This is a genomic window from Flavobacterium sp. 21.1 (genome assembly GCF_057801535.1).
The window spans coordinates 180691-197832 of record NZ_JBYNXA010000004.1; the positions used below are offsets into that span (position 1 = coordinate 180691).

18 protein-coding genes are annotated in these 17142 nt (G+C 36.6%); 17 read left to right on the forward strand and 1 reads right to left on the reverse strand.

Translation table 11 applies throughout. The features are described from left to right. Positions 1–4 precede the first annotated feature (4 nt). The 17 genes from secY (at position 5) to AC3E9U_RS10320 (ending at position 16469) form a co-directional block, all read left to right on the forward strand. Entirely contained in the window at positions 5–1351 is a 1347-nt protein-coding gene (gene secY, locus AC3E9U_RS10240; protein ID WP_488746814.1) for a preprotein translocase subunit SecY, read from the forward strand. Positions 1352–1356: 5 nt separating this feature from the next. Continuing rightward, positions 1357–1572, forward strand: coding sequence for a translation initiation factor IF-1 (infA, locus tag AC3E9U_RS10245; RefSeq protein ID WP_007136545.1), 216 nt, complete (start codon positions 1357–1359; stop codon positions 1570–1572). An 11-nt stretch (positions 1573–1583) separates the two neighbouring features. Further along, positions 1584–1700 carry a type B 50S ribosomal protein L36 gene (ykgO, locus tag AC3E9U_RS10250; RefSeq protein WP_002987490.1) on the forward strand — a complete coding sequence of 39 codons (117 nt, stop codon included), beginning with the start codon at positions 1584–1586 and terminating at the stop codon, positions 1698–1700. Between the two features lie 2 nt (positions 1701–1702). Continuing rightward, positions 1703–2077, forward strand: coding sequence for a 30S ribosomal protein S13 (rpsM, locus tag AC3E9U_RS10255; RefSeq protein WP_488746815.1), 375 nt, complete (start codon positions 1703–1705; stop codon positions 2075–2077). Positions 2078–2088: 11 nt separating this feature from the next. Then, on the forward strand, positions 2089–2472 hold the full coding sequence (gene rpsK, locus AC3E9U_RS10260) for a 30S ribosomal protein S11 (RefSeq protein WP_023574076.1): 384 nt from the start codon (positions 2089–2091) through the stop codon (positions 2470–2472). Between the two features lie 85 nt (positions 2473–2557). Beyond that, positions 2558–3163, forward strand: a complete 606-nt coding sequence (gene rpsD / locus AC3E9U_RS10265; RefSeq protein WP_488746816.1) for a 30S ribosomal protein S4 — start codon at positions 2558–2560, stop codon at positions 3161–3163. 25 nt (positions 3164–3188) lie between these two features. Next, a complete protein-coding gene (locus AC3E9U_RS10270) occupies positions 3189–4181 on the forward strand; it encodes a DNA-directed RNA polymerase subunit alpha (RefSeq protein ID WP_325201599.1) in 993 nt (330 codons plus the stop codon). A 62-nt stretch (positions 4182–4243) separates the two neighbouring features. Continuing rightward, positions 4244–4732 carry a 50S ribosomal protein L17 gene (rplQ, locus tag AC3E9U_RS10275; RefSeq protein WP_488746817.1) on the forward strand — a complete coding sequence of 163 codons (489 nt, stop codon included), beginning with the start codon at positions 4244–4246 and terminating at the stop codon, positions 4730–4732. 320 nt (positions 4733–5052) lie between these two features. After that, positions 5053–6162, forward strand: a complete 1110-nt coding sequence (carA, locus tag AC3E9U_RS10280; protein ID WP_488746818.1) for a glutamine-hydrolyzing carbamoyl-phosphate synthase small subunit — start codon at positions 5053–5055, stop codon at positions 6160–6162. Between the two features lie 34 nt (positions 6163–6196). After that, entirely contained in the window at positions 6197–7492 is a 1296-nt protein-coding gene (gene eno, locus AC3E9U_RS10285; protein WP_488746819.1) for a phosphopyruvate hydratase, read from the forward strand. 162 nt (positions 7493–7654) lie between these two features. Beyond that, complete coding sequence (locus tag AC3E9U_RS10290) at positions 7655–8992, forward strand: peptide-N-glycosidase F-related protein (protein WP_488746820.1); 1338 nt, start codon at positions 7655–7657, stop codon at positions 8990–8992. A 1191-nt stretch (positions 8993–10183) separates the two neighbouring features. Further along, on the forward strand, positions 10184–11467 hold the full coding sequence (locus tag AC3E9U_RS10295; protein ID WP_488746821.1) for a citrate synthase: 1284 nt from the start codon (positions 10184–10186) through the stop codon (positions 11465–11467). Positions 11468–11600: 133 nt separating this feature from the next. Further along, positions 11601–13157: an autotransporter outer membrane beta-barrel domain-containing protein gene (locus AC3E9U_RS10300; protein ID WP_488746822.1), complete on the forward strand. Its 1557-nt coding sequence runs from the start codon at positions 11601–11603 to the stop codon at positions 13155–13157. Between the two features lie 32 nt (positions 13158–13189). Next, entirely contained in the window at positions 13190–14464 is a 1275-nt protein-coding gene (locus AC3E9U_RS10305) for a 3-coathanger stack domain-containing protein (RefSeq protein ID WP_488746823.1), read from the forward strand. Positions 14465–14595: 131 nt separating this feature from the next. Then, the gene (locus AC3E9U_RS10310) at positions 14596–15261 is read left to right on the forward strand and encodes a hypothetical protein (protein ID WP_488746824.1); all 666 of its coding nucleotides are present in this window, start codon (positions 14596–14598) and stop codon (positions 15259–15261) included. Positions 15262–15283: 22 nt separating this feature from the next. Then, positions 15284–15871, forward strand: coding sequence for a hypothetical protein (locus AC3E9U_RS10315; RefSeq protein WP_488746825.1), 588 nt, complete (start codon positions 15284–15286; stop codon positions 15869–15871). Between the two features lie 133 nt (positions 15872–16004). Beyond that, complete coding sequence (locus AC3E9U_RS10320) at positions 16005–16469, forward strand: YiiX/YebB-like N1pC/P60 family cysteine hydrolase (RefSeq protein ID WP_488746826.1); 465 nt, start codon at positions 16005–16007, stop codon at positions 16467–16469. 48 nt (positions 16470–16517) lie between these two features. On the opposite strand, the gene AC3E9U_RS10325 is transcribed toward AC3E9U_RS10320, so the two are convergent. After that, positions 16518–16970: a hypothetical protein gene (locus AC3E9U_RS10325; protein WP_488746827.1), complete on the reverse strand. Its 453-nt coding sequence runs from the start codon at positions 16968–16970 to the stop codon at positions 16518–16520. Between the last annotated feature and the right edge of the window lie 172 nt (positions 16971–17142).

Genomic DNA, 17142 nt, shown 5'->3' on the forward strand with positions numbered 1-17142 from the left:
CACGATGAAGAAGTTTATAGAATCGTTTGTCAATGTTTGGAAAATCGAAGAATTAAAAAATAAAATTTTAATTACTTTAGGAATGTTAGTTGTGTACCGTTTTGGTGCACAAGTAACATTGCCAGGTATTGATGCTACTAAATTGCAAAATTTATCGACTCAAACTGATCAAGGTATAGGATGGTTAATCAATGTATTTACAGGTGGTGCGTTTTCGCAGGCATCTGTATTTGCATTGGGTATCATGCCATATATTTCTGCGTCTATCGTTGTGCAGTTAATGGGTATCGCTATCCCTTATTTGCAAAAACTTCAGAAAGACGGAGAAAGTGGTAGAAAGAAAATTAACCAAATCACAAGATGGTTGACTATCGGTATTACTTTATTGCAAGGTCCTGGTTATATCTATAACCTGTACAAGCAATTACCGGCAGATGCTTTCTTATTAGGATTTAACTCATTCTCATTCATCTTCTCTTCTGTTATCATTTTGACAACAGGGACAATATTTGCAATGTGGTTGGGAGAAAAAATCACTGATAAGGGAATTGGAAACGGAATTTCGTTATTGATCATGGTAGGGATCTTGGCTCGTTTGCCGCAGGCATTCATCCAGGAATTCTCTTCACGTGTTTCTGAGAATAACGGAGGACCAATGTTAATCGTTCTTGAGGTAATTATCTGGTTATTGATCATTATTGCCTGTATATTATTGACTATGGCTGTTAGAAAGATTCCGGTTCAGTATGCAAGACGTACGACAACTGGCGATTTCGAGCAAGACGCTATGGGAGGTAACAGACAATGGATTCCGTTAAAGCTAAATGCTTCCGGAGTTATGCCGATTATCTTTGCGCAGGCAATCATGTTTATTCCTGCTGCAGTGGCTGGTTTATCTACATCAGATGCCGCTCAGACTATTACTACCAGCTTCCAAAATATCTTTGGATGGCAGTATAATTTAGTTTTTGCTTTGTTAATCATAATTTTTACTTACTTTTACACCGCGATTACGGTACCTACCAATAAAATGGCTGACGATTTAAAGCGTAGCGGCGGTTTTATTCCGGGTATCAAACCAGGTGTGGAAACAGGTGATTATCTTGATAAAATAATGTCATTACTAACCTTCCCGGGCTCGTTATTCCTTGCTTTGATTGCTGTGTTCCCAGCTATCGCGGTAAGTTTGATCGGTGTTCAACAAGGATGGGCTATGTTTTATGGCGGAACATCATTATTAATTATGGTGGGAGTTGCAATTGATACTATTCAGCAAATAAACTCTTATTTATTGAATAGGCATTATGACGGATTGATGAAAAGTGGTAAAAATAGAAAAGCAGTAGCTTAATTTTTATGGCAAAACAATCAGCAATAGAACAAGACGGATCGATCATTGAAGCATTGTCAAATGCGATGTTCCGTGTAGAATTAGAAAATGGACATATTGTAATTGCTCATATTTCAGGTAAAATGCGTATGCATTACATCAAATTATTACCTGGTGATAAGGTGAAGTTGGAGATGAGCCCTTATGATTTGTCAAAAGCAAGAATTACTTATAGATACTAAAGGCTATTAAAATGAAAGTAAGAGCATCAGTTAAAAAAAGAAGTGCCGAGTGCATTATCGTGCGTAGAAAAGGAAGATTATACGTTATAAACAAAAAGAATCCTAGATTTAAACAAAGACAAGGATAATTATGGCAAGAATAGCAGGGGTAGACATACCTAAAAACAAAAGAGGAGTTATTGCTCTTACCTATATCTTCGGAATTGGAAGCAGCAGAGCTAAAGAGATCTTAGAAAAAGCTAACGTTAGCGAAGATAAAAAAGTTCAGGATTGGAATGACGACGAAATCGGAGCGATCCGTGAGGCGGTTTCCTATTTCAAAATTGAAGGTGAGTTACGTTCTGAAATTTCATTAAACATCAAACGTTTAATGGATATCGGATGTTACAGAGGAATTCGTCACAGAGCTGGTCTTCCGTTAAGAGGACAAAGAACTAAGAACAATTCCAGAACAAGAAAAGGTAAAAGAAAAACTGTTGCTAACAAGAAAAAAGCAACTAAATAATAAGTAGTAGTATGGCTAAGGCAAGTACAAAAAAACGTAAAGTTATCGTTGAATCAACGGGCGAAGCACATATTAATGCAACTTTTAACAACATCATCATTTCTTTGACTAATAAGAAGGGTGAAGTTATTTCTTGGTCTTCAGCTGGTAAAATGGGCTTTAGAGGTTCTAAAAAGAACACTCCATACGCAGCTCAGATGGCCGCAGAAGATTGTAGCAAAGTAGCGTTAGAAGCTGGTCTTAAAAAAGTAAAAGTTTACGTTAAAGGTCCAGGAAATGGTAGAGAATCTGCCATCAGATCTATTCATAATGGAGGAATTGAAGTTACTGAAATCATCGATGTAACTCCAATGCCACACAACGGATGTCGTCCTCCAAAAAGAAGAAGAGTTTAATTTTATAGTATAACCAAGGTAGGAGAAAAGATTATCGGAGGATGCGACCTGAATTCATAATCCCTACCTTTTTTAATTTTTAGCAATGGCAAGATATACTGGTCCAAAAACAAAAATTGCTCGTAAATTCGGCGAAGCAATCTTCGGAGACGACAAAGCCTTCGAAAAAAGAAACTACCCTCCAGGGCAACATGGTTTAGCCAAAAAGAGAGGTAAAAAATCTGAGTACGCAGTACAGTTAATGGAAAAGCAAAAAGCGAAGTACACTTACGGTATTCTAGAAAAACAATTCAGAAACTTATTCGAAAAAGCTGCTGCATCTAAAGGAGTAACAGGTGAGATCCTTTTACAACTTTGTGAAGCGAGATTGGATAACGTAGTATACAGAATGGGTGTTGCTCCTTCTCGTCGTGCTGCTCGTCAAATCGTTTCTCACAGACACATCACTGTTAACGGTGAAGTTGTAAACATCCCATCTTACCACTTGAAAGCAGGTGATAAAGTTGCAGTTCGTGAAAAATCAAAGTCTCTTGAGGCTATCGAACGTTCGTTATCTAATTCTAGCGCTGTTTACGAATGGATTACTTGGAATAATGATACTAAAGAAGGTACATTTGTTTCTGTACCTCAGAGACTTCAGATTCCAGAAAACATTAAAGAGCAGTTAATCGTAGAGTTGTACAACAAATAATAATTAGACATCAGTCGAAATAAATATGGCAATATTTAATTTTCAGAAGCCCGATAAAGTTATCATGATCGATTCAACCGATTTTGAAGGTAAATTTGAATTTAGACCTTTAGAACCGGGTTATGGATTGACTATTGGTAACGCATTAAGACGTGTTTTGCTTTCTTCTCTGGAAGGATATGCAATTACTTCAGTTCGTATAGAAGGTGTAGAACATGAGTTCTCTACTATCGCCGGAGTAGTTGAAGATGTTACGGAAATTATCCTTAACCTTAAACAGGTACGTTTCAAACGTCAGATTGAGGATATCGATAACGAATCTGTATCTATCTCCTTCACAGGTAAAGATCAGTTGACTGCGGGTGATTTCCAAAAATTCATCTCTGGTTTCCAGGTGTTGAATCCTGAATTGGTTATCTGCAACCTTGACAGTAAAATTTCCATTAACATGGAATTGACTATCGAAAAAGGACGTGGTTATGTTCCTGCAGAAGAAAACAAAAAACAAAACGCAGCTATAGGAACTATTTTTACAGACTCTATCTATACACCGGTAAAGAATGTAAAATATTCAATTGAAAACTTCCGTGTGGAGCAAAAAACCGATTACGAAAAATTGGTTTTCGAAATCATCACTGATGGTTCAATTCATCCTAAAGATGCCTTAACAGAAGCAGCTAAAACATTGATTCATCACTTTATGTTGTTCTCTGATGAAAGAATCACGCTTGAGGCTGATGAGATTGCTCAAACTGAATCTTATGACGAAGAGTCATTGCATATGAGACAATTGCTTAAAACTAAGCTTGTTGATATGGATTTATCTGTAAGAGCATTGAATTGTTTGAAAGCGGCTGAAGTTGAAACACTTGGCGATTTAGTATCATTCAACAAAAATGATTTAATGAAGTTCCGTAACTTCGGTAAAAAATCATTAACAGAGTTAGACGAATTAGTTGCTGTTAAAGGTTTGAATTTCGGAATGGATTTAGCTAAATACAAATTAGATAAAGAATAAATTACTTCATATTTTGCGCTCCCAAGTGGATTGAAGCAAGATGAAGGTTAAAAAACTTAGTCATGAGACACGGAAAAAAAGTTAATCATTTAAGCAGACAAACTGGTCACAGAAAGTCGATGCTTGCAAATATGGCTTGTTCTTTAATTGAGCACAAGCGTATCAATACTACTGTTGCTAAAGCAAAAGCTTTGAAGCAGTTTGTTGAGCCTCTAATCACAAAATCAAAAGAAGATACTACTCACAACCGTCGTATTGTTTTCTCTTACTTGAGAAACAAGTACGGAGTTACTGAGTTGTTCAGAGAAGTTGCTGCGAAAGTAGGAGACCGTCCAGGTGGATACACTCGTATCATCAAGTTAGGAAACCGTCTTGGGGATAACGCTGATATGGCAATGATCGAATTAGTAGACTTCAATGAATTGTACAACGGAGGTAAGAAAGAGGTGAAAAAAGCTACTACTCGTCGTGGTAGAGCTAAAAAATCTGAAGCTACTCCAGAAGCTCCTGCAGCTGCTGAGACTACAGAAAACACTGAAGCTACTGAGTAATCATGAAACATTGATTTTCAATAAAAATTAAGGATAAACTTTTAAAGTTTGTCCTTTTTTTTTGCCCTGTCCTTATTGGGAAAGATTACAGGACGCACGACTCAGGGCAGCTTTTTTGCTGTATTCCCGCTGTCCGCTGTGTTTTTTCCTTCTCCAGGTTTGGTAAAGCTGAAACCTGTCTGACGAAAAAAAAATCTGCTCGCTCCCGATAACTATCGGGAAGGGACTAATGAAAAACTTTCGGCTTCTTTTAAACGAAATTTTTTTAACGGCAGAATTTGAACTAAATTTGCACAACTTTTTACAACACAACTACAGAGATGAAATATTCAAATCGAAATCAAGCACTTCTTTTGTTGAATGACGGAACGATTTTCTACGGAAAATCTATCGGTATCGAAGGGAAAACATTCGGAGAAGTATGCTTTAACACCGGTATGACTGGATATCAGGAGATCTTTACTGACCCGTCATACTTCGGCCAGATTATGGTGGCGACCAACGCACACATTGGAAACTACGGTGTTCACGCCGATGAAACCGATTCTGACAGCATCAAAATTGCAGGTTTGGTTTGTAAAAACTTCAGTTTTAATTACTCTAGACCCGATGCAGAAGAAAGTTTGATGGAATACTTCGAAAAAGTAAACCTGGTGGCTATTTCCGATGTGGATACAAGAGCCTTAGTGGCCTACATCCGTGATAACGGAGCGCAAAACGCAGTTATCTGTACGGACGGAACTCCGGTAGAAGAATTAAAAAAACTTTTAGCCAACGTTCCTAACATGAAAGGATTGGAATTGGCATCGTCAGTTTCAACTAAAGAACCTTACTTCTTTGGTGATGAAAATGCAACTTATAAAGTGGCGGCCCTAGACTTAGGAATCAAAACTAATATCTTACGATGCCTTGCGGAAAGAGACTGTTATGTAAAAGTATTCCCGTACAATGCTACTTTGGAAGATTTAAAAGCATTCAATCCGGACGGATATTTCCTTTCTAACGGGCCTGGTGATCCGGAACCTTTGAAAGGGGTACAGCAAGTGGCATTACAACTTATTGCTGAAGACAAACCGATTTTCGGAATTTGTCTTGGTCACCAAATGTTAGCTTTGGCAAACGGAATTTCTACTTATAAAATGTTTAACGGTCACCGCGGTATCAATCATCCGGTAATGAACTTGATCAGCAATAGAGGTGAAATTACTTCTCAAAACCACGGTTTCGCGGTTAACAGAGAAGAATTGGAAAAGCACCCTGATTTCGAAATCACGCATTTACACCTGAATGACGGTACCGTTGCAGGTATGCGCATGAAGAATAAAGCAGTTTTCTCGGTACAATATCACCCTGAAGCCAGCCCGGGACCGCACGACGCCCGTTATTTATTCGATCAGTTTGTAGACAATATCAAAGAAAGTAAAAAATAATTCGCCGAAGCGATATCAAATAAAAGACAGTATTATGAGCATGATTATCAAAGTTCACGCAAGACAAATATTAGATTCAAGAGGAAATCCAACTGTTGAAGTAGATGTAATTACTGAAAACGGGATCTTAGGAAGAGCTGCAGTTCCTTCAGGAGCATCAACCGGAGAGCATGAAGCGGTTGAATTGCGCGACGGCGGAAAAGCGTTCATGGGTAAAGGAGTTCTCAAAGCGGTTGAAAACGTGAATACTACTATTGCATCAGAATTGGTTGGAACTTCTGTTTTCGAACAAAATGCAATTGATAAAATGATGATCGAATTGGACGGTACGCCAAACAAATCGAATTTGGGTGCTAATGCAATTCTTGGTGTTTCTTTAGCTGTGGCAAAAGCGGCTGCTAACGAATTGGGAATGCCTTTGTACCGTTACGTGGGTGGTGTTTCAGCTAACACGCTTCCGGTTCCGATGATGAATATCATTAACGGAGGGTCACACTCAGATGCGCCTATCGCATTTCAGGAATTTATGATTATGCCGGTGAAAGCTCAGAACTTTACACATGCAATGCAAATGGGTACGGAAATTTTCCACAACCTTAAAAAAGTATTACACGACAGAAATCTTTCTACGGCAGTAGGAGATGAAGGAGGTTTTGCACCAAATTTAGCGGGAGGTACTGAAGATGCTTTGGACTCTATCAAATTAGCAGTAGAAAATGCCGGTTATACTTTTGGTGATGATATTATGATCGCATTAGACTGCGCTGCTTCAGAATTCTACGTAAACGGAAAATACGATTACACAAAATTCGAAGGTGAAACAGGAAAAATCAGAACGTCGGAAGAGCAGGCAAGTTATTTAGCTGAATTATGCGCTAAATACCCAATCATCTCTATCGAAGACGGTATGTATGAAGACGACTGGAATGGTTGGAAATTGCTAACGGAGAAAATCGGTGACAAAGTACAATTAGTAGGAGACGATTTGTTTGTGACTAATGTACAACGTCTTTCTCAGGGAATTGAGCAGAATATTGCAAACTCTATCTTGATCAAAGTAAATCAGATTGGTACATTGACTGAAACGATTGCAGCGGTTAATATGGCGCACAATGCAGGGTATACTTCTGTAATGTCACACCGTTCCGGAGAAACAGAGGATAATACGATTGCTGATTTAGCGGTAGCTTTGAATTGCGGTCAGATCAAAACCGGATCGGCTTCCCGTTCCGATCGTATGGCAAAATACAATCAGTTATTGCGTATCGAAGAAGAATTGTCTGAAGTAGCTTATTTTCCTAAAGAAAGAGCGTTCAAAGTAGGTAGATAGTTTATCGCGAAAAAAAAATATAAAACCTGATAGGGAAACCTGTCAGGTTTTTTTGTTGATATTAAATTAACTTTGATGTGGGATTTTGTTAGGAATAAAAAGATATAAAACATTTTGTTGTATTTTATTATAGATTTGTGTTTCTATGAAAAACTATAAATTATGAAAAAATTTTACCAATTAGTTCTTTTGATTATTGGGTTGAGTTCTGTTTCGATGGCTCAAACTACAATTCCAATATATTCAAACGTACTTTTTTATGATGGCTATGCCGGGTTAGTATCAGCAGCGACACCACCGGGCGTTGTAAGGTTAAGAAATGATTTGTTTACCAGAAAAATAACGGCGAGCGAATTAGCCCAAATTGGAACTACATTGTCCATAAATGTATCTATATCGGCTGCTTGTGATAATTACGATAGGATAGGTAACGTGAATCTGGCTTTAGTGCCGAAAGGAGCAACAAGTTATGATCTTACCACAACGCAACGATTGGAATTAGGAAGGTATATTACTCCTTTTATGAATAAAAATGTGGCGCCAAATTTGGTTCCTTATACCTTTAATGTTGATAATGTCGCTAAAATATTGACAGATACTTCTCTTAATGCGATTTATGATTTTTGGGTGGAATTGGAATTGTTTGGAGTTCCGTATGCTGCTAATACGCAAATAGCAGGTTGTTCTGGTCGAAACGACGTTTTTTATGGTACTGTTAATTTTGTAACAACTGGATTTTCGGACCAACCTGACAATACTTACCTGTTGCCATTAAATTTCAAAAAAAGTTTAAACAACTATCAGGCGGCAGCTACTGATGTACTAGGTCAAACTGTAAGAACAGTGAATTTTACCCTGCCATCTGCGATAAATAATTCAAAATTTCATTTGATTACATCGAATCATGGTGCTAATAGTGGAGGGGAAGAGTATAACAGACGTCAGCATTATATTTACTTAGATAATAATCAGGTTTTGTCATACAAACCGGGAGAAGCGACTTGTGAGCCATACAGGGTTTATAATACACAAGCGAACGGAATTTACGGTTCTTCTCCAAAATCGAATGCTGCGTGGCAATCTTTTAGTAACTGGTGTCCCGGGGCGGTCATTCCTATAAGAGCTATTACTTTAGGAAATTTAACTGCTGGTGCACACTCATTTAAAATTTCCGTGCCAACTGCCGTTTTTGTTGACGGTCAAGGCGATTTTCCTGTTTCAGTGTATTTGCAAGGAGAAAATACGACCTTAAGCACAGCGAGTTATGATGTTGTGACGTATGATATTTTTCCAAACCCTGCTAATGAAGTTGTGAATATCAGATGTAACAGTACTATCAGGTCATTGCACTTATTTGATGTGGAGGGAAGGTTAGTGGATTCTAAAACGGTTAATGATCTGAATGCTAAAATTGATATTTCAAATAACTCGAAAGGTGTTTATATTTTGAAAATAGAAGCCGAAAATGGTGTGTTTTCTGAAAAAATAATTAAAGGATAACTTTCATTGATAAAAAAGGTATGGATTTGTCCGATTTTTCGATTTAGTATGCTAATAAAGAAATAACAAGTTATGAGATTCGATTTTTTCGAATCTCTTTTTTTTGTATTTATTCTTTTGTTTGACTGGGATTCTCGTGTAAAAAGTAATTCGCCAGGAAATAAAACGAAAGAATATAGCAAAAAGCACTGGAATAGCGAATTAGCGGGAAGTTGTAATAATAATGGTAAATAATGTAAAAGAGCTCACAGATAATAATATCCATGGCGTAAAACAGCAGAAATATATTTTTTTTTGTCGGTTCCGATAAGTACAGAAAAGTCGCTGACAAGACAAAAGAAGTTAATACTACTCCGTAAACTAAAATCATTTTATACAATTCGAAAGAGTGTTCGAAAATGATAAATGAAGAAATATAGAGAATGCAGCCTAAAAAAACCAACATTAAAATTAGCTGGAGATAGTGTTCTTTCTTAATTTTTTGATGATTTCTTTCTACTAAACGCCCAATCAGTTGTGAAAAGAGAATGCAATATGCCAGAAAGTTTAGAAATAGTACGTATATGAAATAGCTGTATCCTTCGAGTAAATTAATGATTCCCGAGCAAAAAAGGAGTATTAAAACAGCGCAATTATAATAGTTTACGGTTGTTTGTCTTTCTTCAATGTAATAAAAAAACACAGCTCCTATAAATAAAGGTTTGGCGATGTAGGATAATAATAGCCAGTCCATAAGAATGGACAGGAAATATAAAAATCCAAAAATGAAATATAGGGTAAGATGTGATTTAATAATATTCATTTTGGATTGAATTTGTTTAGAATTACATCATTTGAGGAGTTTTTTGGATAATGGAAATGCGCTTGATTGCTATGACAAAATTACTACAATTACGGGTATTGTGCTAATATTCAGCAAATTGCTTTTCAGGTGCGAATTTCTAAAAGCCTAGGGTTGTATATGTAAGAAGGCTTGGGTTGGTATAGTTGTCATTTTAGAAAAATGGTATTTGAATTCGTTGGAAGATGGGTAAATTTAAATCAAATCTTAAGACAAATTGAATTGCTTTAAATCGACATGAAAATTTTGTAACTATTTGCGATATCAAGACGTAATTTTCTTTTTATTTCGAATGTAATTTCTTAAATTCGCCTTCAACAAAAAATAATTACATTTAATTCCTAATACAAATGTCGAAAACTGCAATATTAGAAATTGATGGCAACAAATATGAATTTCCGGTTATCGTAGGAAGTGAGAACGAGGTTGCTATTGATATCGAGAAATTACGTGCTGCAACCGGCGCGATTACTTTAGATCCGGGATATAAAAATTCAGGTTCATGTCAGAGTGCAATCACTTTCCTTGATGGAGAAGAAGGGATTCTTCGTTACAGAGGATACGCAATCGAAGATCTTGCGGAGAAAGCGTCCTTCCTGGAAGTGTCTTATTTGGTTATTTTTGGCGAATTGCCGACCAAACAACAATTAGCGCAGTTTGAAACTGATATCCACAAATACACTTTAGTGAATGAGGAAATGAAAAACATCATTGATGGCTTTCCTAAAACAGCGCACCCGATGGGCGTGTTGTCTTCATTGACAAGTGCGTTAACGGCGTTCAACCCTAAAGTGGTTAATGTTGAAAACGAAAAGGAAATGTATGAGGCGATTTGTAAAACCATGGGTAAATTCCTTGTGTTAGCTACATGGACTTACAGAAAGAGCTCAGGTTTCCCATTGAACTACTACGATAATACAAAAGGATATGTTGACAACTTCATGCGTTTAATGTTTGAATTGCCTACAGGACCTTATAAAATCAATCCGGTGGTTGTAAATGCCTTGGATAAATTATTCATCCTACATGCTGACCACGAGCAAAACTGTTCTACTTCAACCGTAAGAATGGTAGGTTCTTCACATGCGGGGTTGTTTGCTTCGATCTCTGCTGGCGTTTCTGCGCTTTGGGGACCACTTCACGGTGGAGCAAACCAGGCGGTTTTGGAAATGTTGGAAGAAATCCAGAAAGATGGAGGAGATGCCGATAAATTCTTGGCGAAAGCGAAAGATAAAAATGATCCGTTCCGTTTGATGGGCTTCGGACACCGTGTTTATAAAAACTTCGATCCAAGAGCAAAAATCATCAAAAAAGCAGCTGATGAAGTATTGGCTGAATTAGGTGTAAACGATCCAATTTTAAATATTGCAAAACGATTAGAAGAATCCGCTTTACAGGATGAATATTTCAAATCAAGAAACTTATATCCAAATGTAGATTTCTACTCCGGTATCATTTACCGCGCGTTAGGAATTCCTACGGATATGTTTACGGTATTATTCGCTATCGGTCGTCTTCCGGGATGGATCGCTCAATGGAAAGAGATGCGCGTAAACAAAGAACCGATCGGACGTCCGCGTCAGGTGTATACAGGATATGCATTGCGTCCTTTTCAGGAAATGAATCAGAGATAATGTCTCTTTATATATTTAACAATAACCTCACAATTTGTGAGGTTTTTTTATTAATAATTTTTTCTGTTTTCATAATGTAGGTTTAAACTTAAAAAAAATTAGATTTGCCATCTAACCAAATTTATATTTACTTATGAAAACAAAATGTTTTTTAGCACTCATTTTAGGAATTGCAGGTTTAACAGCTGTTAATGCCCAAACACAAGCAACTCCTTTTAACAACTCATTTGGGGGGAATTATAATTTAAGGGCAGTAACAGGTGTTTATAATAATGCTTTTGGGGCTTATACATTGTCGAATGGAACTGATCCAACTCCAAATGGGACTTTGTCTGGGGGGTATAATAATGCATTTGGTGGCTGGGCATTATTGAATAATACCAGTGGTTCTGCAAACAACGTTATTGGATACAGGGCTATGATGAGTAATCTTACCGGTGGTGGTAATAGTGTAATTGGAATGGATGCTTTAAAAAGTAATGTAGCAGGATATCATAATGTGGTCATCGGTAATCAGGCCCTATTTAATAACAATCCTAATACGGGTCAACCGGGAGTGGATGGTTATAATATTGCTATTGGTGTGATGGCGGGACAACAAAACGTTTCGGGTGTTGGAAATATCTTTTTAGGTTCATATGCAGGGCAATATGAATTAGGTAGTAATAAGCTTTACATACACAATAATCCTAACTCGACACCATTAATTTATGGTGATTTTGCAACGGGAAATTTGAAATTTAACGGAAATGTTGAAGTGAATGGAAATTCAACAAATGCGTCAGGGCTAAAATTTACGGATTTAACAAATGCCAGTCCGTCAATAACCAATACTACAAGCAAAGTTCTTTCTGTTAATGGAGCTGGAGACGTGATTTTAGTAAATGATGTGGTAGGTACTGGTTCTGGTACGGCAACCTCTGTAACCGCCGGGACCAATATCAATGTGACAGGAAATCCAACTTCGGGATACCAAGTTTCGAGTCCGTACCAAACATTATCTTTAACAGGTAATAATTTGACGCTATCTGACGGAGGAACAGTTACTTTGCCTATGCCTTTCGATACGGATGAGCAAACTTTGTCAATTTCAGGGAATACATTGTCAATATCTAATGGGAATTCAGTGGTATTACCTGTAGGTGTTGGTGGGGGGTCAAATGAAAATATTTATACTATTGACGATACAATTGATACAGTAACAATTCCTTCAGCTACACCAGGGGTAAGAACTGTAACAATGGGTGAGAATAATTTATTTTTCAAAACTTCTAGTAGCAGTCCGGGGAATGGTAGAATATATGTAGGTGATGCAACAAATTTTCCAGCCATAACGACCGATAGCAGATATAGACTATTAGTTGAAGGAGGTGTTCTAACAGAAAAAGTAAAAGTTGCAGTAAGAAGCACTGCTAATTGGGCAGATTATGTTTTTACCAACGATTACAAACTAATGCCGTTAAAAGAGGTAGAAACTTTTGTGAAAGAAAACAAACATTTGCCGGGTGTGGCTTCTGCTGAGAGTTTAGCAAAAGAAGGTTTGGATTTGGGTATGATGCAGGCTAAACAGATGGAGAAAATAGAGGAACTTACCTTGTATGTTATTGAGCAGAATAAGAAAATTGAGAAACAAGAGAAAGATATTGAAGAACTGAAAGCTTTAGTCAAAGCTTTATTGGAAAAAAAATAGATGTAAGTTTAATTTTAAAAAAATAAGATAAAATGAAAGACTTATTTGAATATAAAAAAAAACTGACTTTATTTGTTTTTTTTGCGGTATTAACCACAACGAGATCATTTTCTCAGACTGTTGTTAATTGGAATCCTGTAGCTATTCCAGGACAAAATTTTGTTACGGGGACATATGGTGCTACTGGTTCGGTAACGGCAACATCAACTGGAGTTGGAAATGATCTAAGCTTTTTTACTTTTGCTGCTGATCCTACTATATTTGAAACAATTGGGCCGGGGCCTCAAAATAGTCCTCCGGTAAAGAGTTTGACATATACTTTTGATTCACCTGTAATAATTACTAATTTTAGAATAAGTGATATTAATTTGGGATGGTATTGGGATGATTCCTTTAGCTTTCATGATGTTGTTTTTGCAAGTGTAACATCAAACGGGCCAATCGTCACATTAAATGGAGCAACTCCAAGTAGCGTTCCGTTTAGTGGGAATATTGCGAATTGGTTTTGTTCAGAACCGGTTCAAACTTTTTCTATTGACTATTCCATAGTAAATAACTTTACGACGGCTTGGCTTTATTATAGGTTAGAGGTTGTTGCTCTCCCCACGATTGGCCCGTTTTGTGTAAACACTGTTCCGGCAGACTTGCCTCTAACAATTGGAAATAATATTTCTGGAGTTTGGACTCCTGCAAATATCGATACCAGTAATGTAGGTGTTTCAAATTATACTTTTACACCTGACCCAAATCAAGCGTTGACCTGCCCTATAACAATACCGGTTACTATTAGAGATTGTTGTCCGCCAACACTAAATGTGACATCTGATATTCCGGCAGACACTATACAGCAAGAGGAAAGACAATTTTGGATATCTCAAAATTCAATTATTAGGGATAATGCATTTATCGTATATCATGCTGGTGATTTTATCGAACTTAATCCAGGTTTTGAAACAATGTCAAATGTTAGATTTGCAGCTTATATTCAAGAGTGCTCTGAAGATTTTGTTTATAAAGCAGGAGGAAATGAAGTCGTTATAGAGAATTTAGAAGCTTCAAAAAAACAAAAAAGCCAATTAATGGTTTACCCCAATCCAACAAACGGTTTGGTGACCATTTCTTACGGCGATAAAGTTATTCAAAAAGTAACGGTTAATTCCATCGATGGAAAATCCACATTCTTTAAGAACAATGAGAAATCGAGCGAATACAAATTTGACATGACCAATTTCTCAAACGGGATCTACATTCTCTCTGTAGAAACAGAAGATGGTCAGATTGTTAACAGTAAGTTAGTAAAGAACTAAAATAAAAAAAGACCCGAGAAATCGGGTCTTTTTTTTGCTTCATATTTTTTTGTGATTAAAAAGCAATAATTATTTTGAAATATAATTCTTACAATATATATTTGTAGGAATAATATTAAAATTTAAAAGCCATGAAGAAAATTTTTAAAAAGTTGTCGTTTCCATTGTCAGTGTTTTATTTGTTTGTGTCTGTAATAGCGTGTGCGCCTACAGATGCGGATCAGAACGACAGGGTGTTGTCGGATGCTGCCAAATTAAATGCCAAAAAAGCGGTTTTGCTGTTCAGGGAATTTCAGAACAATGGAAATAGGACGCTTCAGCGATTAGAAGAAGGTGAGTTGACTCAGACTATGGTCGACGAGTACTTGGTTAGTTCGGGGTTTAAAGCCGGAGAAGTAAGTGTTGAGACAGTCACTGAAATTATCCAAAGAATTGGCGAAAATCAAAATGTCAGTTTTGAAAATCAGATTAATTTATTAGAGGTATCTCCTTTTGTTAAGGGGAAACTAGTGGAAATTAAAGAGACTGGCTATATTGAAGATTTAAGCAATCAAAAAGGTTTTGAGGTCCTGCCGGAATCGGAAAAAGCACTTTTGCTGAATTCAAATGAATTGGTTAATGAATTTAGTAAAGTTGCTCAAGATGGTACGATTATAAATGTTCCCTGTCCTAACGAAGGTTGCACGGCTTTAATGGTCCTTACGGGTGCGGGATTGGGTACTGCATTGTGTGGTCCTGTTTGTGGGGTTGTTGGAGGAGTTGTGGGGTTGATAATCGGTACAAGTATGAAACCGTAATTTCAAAATTAGATATATAAATATGAAAAAAACAATTTTTTATTTAGTGCTTTTATGTTCAACGTATTTGTTTTCCCAGGAAACCAAAAGTAGGGGGGATTTCGAAGTAATGCTTTCGTATGGCAGCGCTAAAGTAGATGTTGAAAATGTTCAAAGTGTTGGATACTTATCAGGCGTTCGTATTAAAAAGGAATTTTCACTTCATAAAAATTTCGCAATCGTTTCCGGTTTGGATCTGAATAATTTTTTCCTGAACGGAGGCGATTTTCATTTTGAAACAAAATATGTCAGTTTACCTGTTTCTTTCAGGGCGAAAATGAAAAATGCGAACTCAACATTATATGCTGAATTTGGGGGTAACTTAAATTATCAGTATAAATTCAAAGGTTTTGATAATGCTACCGGCCTGGAGGTAAAGCATAGCGGTTTAGGCAGCTCTATTGGGTTGTTCTATAAAGCGGGTTATAAATATGATTTCAATGAAAATCTGAAATTTAATTTGGCTTTGTTTAGCGGAGCTGATTTGTCATCCGATTTTAAATCTGATGTGCCTGAATCGGAGATAGATAATTTTATCGGAATTGAATTAGGTCTCGCTTTTACCTTATGATATGAAGGGCACTAAATTCATTTGGTTGATTATTGTTCTCATTTTTACTTCGTGTACAAAGGATGATTTAAAACTGAATAAAGGAAAATGTTACTTAGTTTTCAGAGAGTCCGATAGTAAAGAGGGTTTCTTTGTGAAGAAATTTAATCTTGGTAATTCAAAAGTGACTCATGTGGGTTTTTTGATCTACAACGAAAGGTCATGGAAGGTTTTTCATGCGATCAATAAGAAAGGAAATTGTATAGAGCAAATTGAGTTTGATGATTTTTGTAATTCCGGAAGGAAGTTGCATCTGGAGTTTCTTGAAATTCTAAATTTCAATTCGAAGACTAAACTGGTTTCAAAAATAGATTCAATCAAAAAGTGCAATCTAAACTTTGATTATTCTTTTTCCAATACGGCAAAAAAATCAATTTACTGTTCAAGATTTGTCTGCGAAATTTTGGAAGCGACTGATTCGGATAAGTATCATTTTGACCTTCGCGAAAAGAATTTGAATGCAATTGAATCTTCATTCCTGAATAAAGAAAAACTACTATATTATCCGGTTGATATTTTTCTTTTTGACCGAAGATTTAAAAAGATACACATGCAATAAAAAAGACCCGGGAAATCGGGTCTCTTTTTATTTATAATGTGAATCATATTAAATAGGTTTTTCGTTCTCAGCTTTGTCATCTGGTTTTTCATCGGCTTCTTCAATAGGTTTTTCTTCATTTTTCGTAACATCCGACGTAGTTTCTTCGTTGTCAGGAGTTTTATTAGCTGTTAAATTGCTGATAGTGTCTTCGACTTTGTCAACCACGTTTGAAATAACTTCCTTAGCATCCTGGGCTCTATCTTCTGCCCAGTCAGCAGCATGTGAGGCTTTTTCTTTTGCGGAATCAATGAAATTTTCCACTCGGTCCGGAATCTCCAATTCTTCCACTTTGTGTGCGGCATGCTCTGCCATATCGGCGGCTTTTTCAACCACGTTTTTAGTAAACGATTCTGTTTTATTGATGGCGGTATCGGCCATGTTCGCCGCACTTTCCCCTAAATCTTCGGTGCTCTTTTTTGCTTTTCCAAAAAGAGAACTAAAAAAACTTGATAGTCCCATAATTTTTTTATTTTATCAAATTTACAAAAAAAAATTAAAGAATTAACTTATAAATGGCTGAATTGGCTTTGAATTAACGTTTTAATAATCAGAGTCTCTGTTGGTTGCGATTTGGAGCCCTTTATTTTTGAATAAGTCTTTCTTTTATCGTTGCCCTTTTTCTATCTTTGTC

Bases quoted from the DNA above. Each gene is read 5' to 3' on its own strand.
- secY (WP_488746814.1), top strand. From the start codon at position 5: ATGAAGAAGTTTATAGAATCGTTTGTCAATGTTTGGAAAATCGAAGAA.
- infA (WP_007136545.1), top strand. From the start codon at position 1,357: ATGGCAAAACAATCAGCAATAGAACAAGACGGATCGATCATTGAAGCA.
- ykgO (WP_002987490.1), top strand. From the start codon at position 1,584: ATGAAAGTAAGAGCATCAGTTAAAAAAAGAAGTGCCGAGTGCATTATC.
- rpsM (WP_488746815.1), top strand. From the start codon at position 1,703: ATGGCAAGAATAGCAGGGGTAGACATACCTAAAAACAAAAGAGGAGTT.
- rpsK (WP_023574076.1), top strand. From the start codon at position 2,089: ATGGCTAAGGCAAGTACAAAAAAACGTAAAGTTATCGTTGAATCAACG.
- rpsD (WP_488746816.1), top strand. From the start codon at position 2,558: ATGGCAAGATATACTGGTCCAAAAACAAAAATTGCTCGTAAATTCGGC.
- AC3E9U_RS10270 (WP_325201599.1), top strand. From the start codon at position 3,189: ATGGCAATATTTAATTTTCAGAAGCCCGATAAAGTTATCATGATCGAT.
- rplQ (WP_488746817.1), top strand. From the start codon at position 4,244: ATGAGACACGGAAAAAAAGTTAATCATTTAAGCAGACAAACTGGTCAC.
- carA (WP_488746818.1), top strand. From the start codon at position 5,053: ATGAAATATTCAAATCGAAATCAAGCACTTCTTTTGTTGAATGACGGA.
- eno (WP_488746819.1), top strand. From the start codon at position 6,197: ATGAGCATGATTATCAAAGTTCACGCAAGACAAATATTAGATTCAAGA.
- AC3E9U_RS10290 (WP_488746820.1), top strand. From the start codon at position 7,655: ATGAAAAAATTTTACCAATTAGTTCTTTTGATTATTGGGTTGAGTTCT.
- AC3E9U_RS10295 (WP_488746821.1), top strand. From the start codon at position 10,184: ATGTCGAAAACTGCAATATTAGAAATTGATGGCAACAAATATGAATTT.
- AC3E9U_RS10300 (WP_488746822.1), top strand. From the start codon at position 11,601: ATGAAAACAAAATGTTTTTTAGCACTCATTTTAGGAATTGCAGGTTTA.
- AC3E9U_RS10305 (WP_488746823.1), top strand. From the start codon at position 13,190: ATGAAAGACTTATTTGAATATAAAAAAAAACTGACTTTATTTGTTTTT.
- AC3E9U_RS10310 (WP_488746824.1), top strand. From the start codon at position 14,596: ATGAAGAAAATTTTTAAAAAGTTGTCGTTTCCATTGTCAGTGTTTTAT.
- AC3E9U_RS10315 (WP_488746825.1), top strand. From the start codon at position 15,284: ATGAAAAAAACAATTTTTTATTTAGTGCTTTTATGTTCAACGTATTTG.
- AC3E9U_RS10325 (WP_488746827.1), bottom strand. From the start codon at position 16,970: ATGGGACTATCAAGTTTTTTTAGTTCTCTTTTTGGAAAAGCAAAAAAG.